Source organism: Ferrimonas pelagia, assembly GCF_039543565.1.
GTDB classification, from domain to species: domain Bacteria; phylum Pseudomonadota; class Gammaproteobacteria; order Enterobacterales; family Shewanellaceae; genus Ferrimonas; species Ferrimonas pelagia.
Window position 1 is genome coordinate 72,647 of sequence record NZ_BAABJZ010000094.1, and the last position, 6,607, is coordinate 79,253.

The following is a 6,607-nucleotide window of genomic DNA, read 5'->3' on the forward strand; positions in this document are numbered from 1 at the left end:
AGCACCCCGCTGCACTAGGAAGGAACGATGAAATGCCTCCTGCTTCCCCTGCTCCTGCTGACACTGCCCGCACTCGCCAATGAGCAGTGCGTGGATTGCCACACCAACGTCACCCCCTTGATCGTCCAGGACTGGCAACTCAGCCGCCATTACCAGATGGAGATAGGCTGCGATACCTGCCATCAGGGCGATCACAGCTCGGCCGAGGACGTCGACCAACTCGCCACCATCACCGCCGACACCTGCGGCGGCTGCCATGCCGAACGCCTAGAGCAGTTCAGCAAGGGCAAGCACGCGCTGTCTTGGGCCTCAGTCCAAGCCATGCCCACCACGCACGCCCTGCCCATGGCGCTGAACGCCGGGATGAAGGGCTGTACCGGTTGCCACAAACTGGGCCTCAAAGACGAAGCCACCATCGAGCAACTCAAGGCCGACGGCAGCGAGTTCGGCCATGCTTCCTGCGATGCCTGCCACACCCGCCATACCTTCTCCGTCAAAGAAGCCCAAACGCCGCAGGCCTGCCAAACCTGCCATATGGGCTTTGACCACCCGCAATGGGAGATGTGGTCCTCCTCCAAACACGGCGTCCGCTATCTGCTAATGCAAAACGGCACCCTGCCCGAAGGCACTCCGGCGCCCACCTGCCAAACCTGCCATATGGTCGATGGCGATCATGAAGTCAGAACGGCCTGGGGTTTCCTCGCCGTCCGCCTGCCACTGCCGGAGGACGATCCGCAGTGGAAAGCCGATCAGATCACCATCCTCCAAGCCCTCGGCGTACTGGATCCCGCAGGCAACCCAACGGCTCGACTCGACGTGGTCAAAGCCGCCGACGTCGCGCGCCTGACCAAAGAAGACTTCGATCGGGAGCGCAATAAGATGATCGCAGTCTGCAGCGACTGCCACTCAAAGAACTTCGCCAAGGCGGAGCTGGAGAAGGCCGATGCGCTGATCCGCGATCTCGACCATTTGCTGGCCCAAGCGATCCGCGAGATCGCCGGGCTGTATCAAGAGGGTCTGCTCGTCAAACCGGAGAGCTACAGCTACGCCTTCCCCGATCTGCTCACCTTCCACGATGCGCCCACCAGCATCGAACAAACCCTGTTTGAGATGCATCTGAAGCATCGCATGCGCGGCTTCCAGGGCGCCTTCCACGCCAATCCGGATTACGCCCTCTGGTACGGCTGGAGCGAGATGGTGCGCGATCTGCAAGAGATCAAAGAGAAGGCGGAGGAGATCCGCCATCGCGCTGCCGAGCGCTCAGACTAGCCTCACCCCAAGGCGTCGTGGCCCTAAGTCGCGACGCCTTGACTGTCAGTGAGGACGGCTCGCCACAGCGTCAGCAACCGGCAGCGGACTCAGCCGCGGCGCATCGCGCAACATCGCCTCAAACGCCTCGGCCGGAACGGGCCGGCCATAATAAAATCCCTGGCCAAACTGACAGCCGTGCTGGATCAAAAATTCCCCCTGCCAAGCCTCCTCGATCCCCTCGGCCACGACTTGCAGCCCCAACGCCTGCGCCATCGCCAAGATCGCCTGAACCAAGCTCTTATCCGCTTGATTGCGATCCAGATGGCGCAGGAAGCTGCGATCGATCTTGAGCTTATCGAATGGAAAAGCCTGCAGGTAACTCAGCGCCGAATAGCCGGTGCCAAAGTCATCGATCGCCAGGCTTATCCCACTGTCCGCCAAGGACTGCAACTGCGAATTCAGATCCTTATGGTTACCGAGCAATAGGCTTTCGGTGACCTCAATGGTCAGACACTGTGGCGGCAACGCGCTGGACGCCAACACCCGCCGGATCTCCGCCAGCAAACGCTCGCCTTGATGGAACTGCACGCTGGAGACGTTCACCGACAACTGCAGCGGGCACAGCGCCTGCCACTCCGCCGCCTGACGACAGGCCGTCGACAGCACCTGCTCACCCAGCCGGTGGATCAACCCATTAGACTCCGCCAGCGGGATAAACTCCGCCGGGGAGATCGGCCCCAGCTCGGGATCGTGCCAGCGCACCAAGGCTTCGGCACCGATGATCTGCTGATGCTCCAAAGCCAGGATCGGCTGATAGTGGATCTCCAATTGCGCCTGCTCGATCGCCGCACGCAACTTGGCGTCCAGCTTCAGGCGACGGCGGGCCATCTGATCAATGATGGCGTCGTAGAAGCTGAAGCCATTCCGCCCCCGCTCCTTCACCCGATACAGCGCTGCATCGGAGCGCTGGATCAACTCATTGGCGTCATTGCCATCCTCAGGGTACAGCGTCATGCCGATACTGGTGCTGACATGAAAAGCCTCACCATCGACATCAAATGGCTGATCAAACAGCCGCAACAAAGCCTCTGCCCGGCCCCGTGCGGCGCCCCTATCGGCAACGTCGCTGAGGATGATCAAAAACTCATCGCCGCCAAAGCGGGCCAGCGTATCCCCCTCCCGCATTAGAGTGCGCAGTCGGCCCGCGCTTTGCACCAGCAGCTGATCACCATAGTGATGGCCCTTGGTGTCATTGATGTGCTTGAAGTTATCCAGATCAATGAACATCAACAGCACCTGGCTGTCTTGCAGCCGTGCTTGCCGGATCGCCCGCTCTAACGCATCTTGGCCCGCCTTGCGATTGGGCAATCCCGTCAGGACATCGTGATTGGCCTGATACGCCAGTTGCCGCTGGGAGCGTTGACGCTTCTCCACCTCCCGCTGCAATAACTGATTCTGCTGCGCCAGACGCTGCTGTTGCTGCGCCGCGAGATCGACCCGGGTTTCCAGCACCAGGTTGTTGTTATTGATCCGCAGCAGCACAATGCCTCCGGCGATCACCGGAAAGGCCAACAGAGAGATGGCGGCAATAAACCAATTGGAGGTAAACAGATCTCGGTTACCCAAGGATTCAAACCAACCAAGGATCTCCAACCGTTGGCCGTCGATCTCGACCTCCTGCCGGATCGGCTGCTCGCGCTGATGATCCACCGTCGTCGAGTACGAATCCCACGCCAGTAACGCGCCATTCGGCGTCATCAGTTGCACTCTAGAAGCCTGATCTTGATGCTCCTTCCGAGCGATAAGCCGAAGTAACTGCGCAGGGTTCAGCTCAGCCACCAAAATGGCCTGCAGCTGCTCATGGCGATACACAGGGACCAACTGATAGAACAGCAACGTCTGATCTCTCGGCTGGATAAGCAAACTGCGCCGAGGACTGGAGGCGAGCAGGATATCTTGCGGCAAAGGGACAAATCGGCCTTCATTTTGGCCGGTATCGGCAATCACCTGCCCGCTAACATCCAAGATGGCGAGACGGCTGTACACCGGGACTCCCTCCCTGAGATGGCCCTCCTGGTTATCCTGCAACAGACCCGACAGCTTATGTTGGCTCGCCCCTAGGCCGTAGGCCATCGACATGCCCAGTGCTCGGTTGGCGAAATAGGTGTAGACCACCTTATCCTCAGCAACGTCTCTGAGATTTTTCTCACTGCGTCCAATGACATATTGCAGATCCCGTGCATAACTTTGAACACGTAGGGTCAGCTCGTTGTCCTGATGCGCGCGCAGGCGGCTCTGTCCCTCGTATGCGACAAATAGCAGCAATAACAGATAGCTGATCATCAACATGCCCCCCAGGAGCAGGGCGAACGGATAGCTGACTCGACGCGAGATCACCATAACTACCTATAACTAAAGCGCTTCAAAAAATTCAGGAAAGAAAAAGAACACGGTTGGAAAGTGCTTTTCCGCCAGCTTAAGGAACGAGCCGTCGGCAATAAGCTCCGCCAGATAATGATTAAACGCCTCGCGCAGCAGTGGCGAGTTATGGCGGAAGGCCACCCCCATCTCCTGCATCCCAGACACCGGACCGATCACCTTGATCTCACCCGGCCATTTTTCAAGCGCCACCAAGGTATCGGGCACATCCAACAAGGTACTCTCGGCATCCCGATTGAGGATCGCCGGCACCATCTCATTGAGCAGCCGCTCCTGCTTCGGCAAGATCACCTCGGCCTTGGTCTGATCCAGCTGATAAAGGTTCGGATCGAGACAGGACGATTTCATCGCCAATACGGTGCGATGGGCCATCACCGCCTTCACCGCCTCGATGTCCCGCAGCGTGTCACCGCTGGGCTCGATAGGCTGCATCTCGGAATCACTGCGGGCCACCAACCACACAGCAGAGGGGAAGTAAGGCCGGGAAAACGCCACTAAATGCTCCCGCCCCGGCAAGATGGTCATGCCGTTGGCAATGATATCGCCCTCAATGGCGACCGGCCCACCCAGCACCGGCCGTTCGCCGATCATCTGCGCCGCCTGCCCGGTCAGCAGCCCCAGCACCGTATGCCAGGTCGCCGGCACGTACTGGTACTCAACCCCGATATGGCGAGCAAATCCTCGCATCAGATCCACATCCAGGCCTTGTGCCACCTCACCATTGACCGTTTGATAGCTGGCAACAAAATGCGCGTAGGGGATCCCCAAATGGCGCAGCACGCCATCCCGTTGGATCTCAGGCAGATCTCGCGCCTGGGCGGGCGCCAAAGACAGCATGAGCAACAAAGCAAAAGGGAAAAAGAAAATTGGTTTCATAGCCACACCAAAAAGGGGGCCATCAAGGCCCCCAGGAAAGGATCACGCCATCTGCAGATACAGCGCGTACATCGCCGCGATCAGGCCATCCACATCCTGCTCATCATGGAACAGATGGGTGGAGATCCGCAGGGCATGCACCTGGATAGGATCGTCCTTACGGATACGGAAACTGGTGGTGCGAATGGTGTAGCCATACTCCTCACGCAAGCGATCGCGAAACTCGGTCAGCAGCGCCAGATCGGTCTGATCAAAGAACGGATTCACCGTGGTCAGGCCGTTATTCAACCCCTCGACATTCGGCGAATAGATCTTGGCCCCAGAGAAGGTCGCCGCCAGGCCATCCTTACAGCGCGCCCCCAGCTCGCAACAACGCGCCTCGATCTTATCGCGGCCGATCTCATCCCACATCAAACAGGCATCGGTCAGCGCCTGCTTCAATGGGAAATGGTCATTACCGATGTACTGCAAACGCTGGTTCAGCGGCAGAGTTGGCGACTCGGAACGGGAGCTGTTCACCATCAGCAGCGGCTCGTGGCGATCGGACCAGAACTCTTTGAAGCGCTTGGCTTCATCGCGCACGTACAGGATCCCGGTCGCGCCCGGGCCACACTGCCACTTATGGCCGGAGCCCGCATAGAAATCGCAATCCATATCATGGAAATCCAGATCCAACATACCGATGGTGTGCGCGCCATCGACGAAGGTTGGAATGCGATTGGGGATCGCCACTTCCTGACAGATCCGCTTGGCCGGCAACATGGTGCCGGTCAGGTAGGTAATGTGGGAGAAGATGATCAGACGCACCCGGCTGCCGTACTCAGCAACGGCCTGCTCGAACACCCGGACGAAATCCGCTTCGGTGACGCTGTTATCACCGGTATCCACCGGGATCTCGACCTGCACAATTTCCACATCGTAGCGCTGACGCACCACATCCAGCGGCGACAACATGCCCATGTGCTCATGGTGCGTGGTCAGCACCACGTCGCCCGGCTCAAACTGCATACCACCCAAGATGCTACACAGACCATCCGTGGTATTACGGCTCAGCACGATCTCATGCGGATCGGCGCCAAAGCCCGGCGCTACCGCCTCAATCATATCGCCGATCTTCGACCAACCACCGAACCGCCCCTCGTGGGCCCAAGGATCGCGCGCCACAATCGCGTTGTTCTCTTCAAACTGCTGCAGAACACGCTCAGGCATCGAGCCCGTAGTGCCAATGTTCATGTAAGTACTGCGCTTATTGAGGACAAACTCCTTCTTGATCTGTTTCCAGAAGTTGCGGTCATTACCCTGACCCAACGGCTGCGAGCGGTAAGCCCCATCAAACGCCAACGCCTGCCCCGGCAGAGCAGCAGCAACCGCCAGCCCGGTCGAGGCCTTCAGAAAACGGCGGCGCGCCAACACAGGGTCGACCTCAGAAGAAAACTTAGACATGAAAAACTCCCTTTCACTCCGGACGCAGCGGCCCAAAGCCTTAAATAGTGATGACATCATCCGCGGGCAGTGACATAACGCTCCGAGCTGTGCACCACGGCATCCCCTTGGCACGAGTCGCCAGGCAGCAACCGGGAAAACGCTCAAAACGGACACTCCCGTGATATCTGATAGCGACCTATCGTGCCGAGCCATGAAAGGGAATCGAAGAAAGCAGAGCGGGATTCGGATCAAGTTCAAGTGACAGCCTGATTCTTGACCTGTACGGCGAATTGCATTCAACGCACCTCTTTGCACGCAAATGCCTGCGCCGACAGAAGCACGGAAAGAGAGATATTTGAATCACACATGCGTTAGGAAACACGCATCACTTGATGCCGGGAAAGAGACCGGATAGGAAACACGCATCACTTGATGCCGGGAAAGAGACCGGATAAGAAAAACGCTTGGCGTATGTACCAAGCGTTGAAACATAGACAGGATCTTTAGCGTAGGCGCATGAAATAGGTAGAAAAAAGGCTCTTGGTGTGATCAGATTTAATCGCCAAAGAAAACCATCACACAACCGAAGAGCCGATGCCGATTATCACCGCGACCA

General features: G+C 58.2%; 4 protein-coding genes. 1 reads left to right on the forward strand and 3 read right to left on the reverse strand.

The window, feature by feature from the left end; genetic code table 11:
- Positions 1–27: 27 nt before the first annotated feature.
- On the forward strand, positions 28–1,269 hold the full coding sequence (locus ABEA08_RS15790) for a multiheme c-type cytochrome (RefSeq protein WP_345336328.1): 1,242 nt from the start codon (positions 28–30) through the stop codon (positions 1,267–1,269).
- A 45-nt stretch (positions 1,270–1,314) separates the two neighbouring features.
- On the opposite strand, the gene ABEA08_RS15795 is transcribed toward ABEA08_RS15790, so the two are convergent.
- The 3 genes from ABEA08_RS15795 to ABEA08_RS15805 are packed head-to-tail and all read right to left on the reverse strand — an operon-like array spanning position 1,315 to position 6,009.
- The gene (locus tag ABEA08_RS15795; RefSeq protein WP_345336329.1) at positions 1,315–3,648 is read right to left on the reverse strand and encodes a putative bifunctional diguanylate cyclase/phosphodiesterase; all 2,334 of its coding nucleotides are present in this window, start codon (positions 3,646–3,648) and stop codon (positions 1,315–1,317) included.
- Between the two features lie 15 nt (positions 3,649–3,663).
- Positions 3,664–4,566: a transporter substrate-binding domain-containing protein gene (locus ABEA08_RS15800; RefSeq protein WP_345336330.1), complete on the reverse strand. Its 903-nt coding sequence runs from the start codon at positions 4,564–4,566 to the stop codon at positions 3,664–3,666.
- A 42-nt stretch (positions 4,567–4,608) separates the two neighbouring features.
- Positions 4,609–6,009: an aminotransferase class V-fold PLP-dependent enzyme gene (locus tag ABEA08_RS15805; protein WP_345336331.1), complete on the reverse strand. Its 1,401-nt coding sequence runs from the start codon at positions 6,007–6,009 to the stop codon at positions 4,609–4,611.
- Between the last annotated feature and the right edge of the window lie 598 nt (positions 6,010–6,607).

Excerpts from the sequence above, each read along its gene's own strand:
- ABEA08_RS15790 (WP_345336328.1), top strand. The coding sequence starts at position 28 with ATGAAATGCCTCCTGCTTCCCCTGCTCCTGCTGACACTGCCCGCACTC.
- ABEA08_RS15800 (WP_345336330.1), bottom strand. The coding sequence starts at position 4,566 with ATGAAACCAATTTTCTTTTTCCCTTTTGCTTTGTTGCTCATGCTGTCT.
- ABEA08_RS15805 (WP_345336331.1), bottom strand. The coding sequence starts at position 6,009 with ATGTCTAAGTTTTCTTCTGAGGTCGACCCTGTGTTGGCGCGCCGCCGT.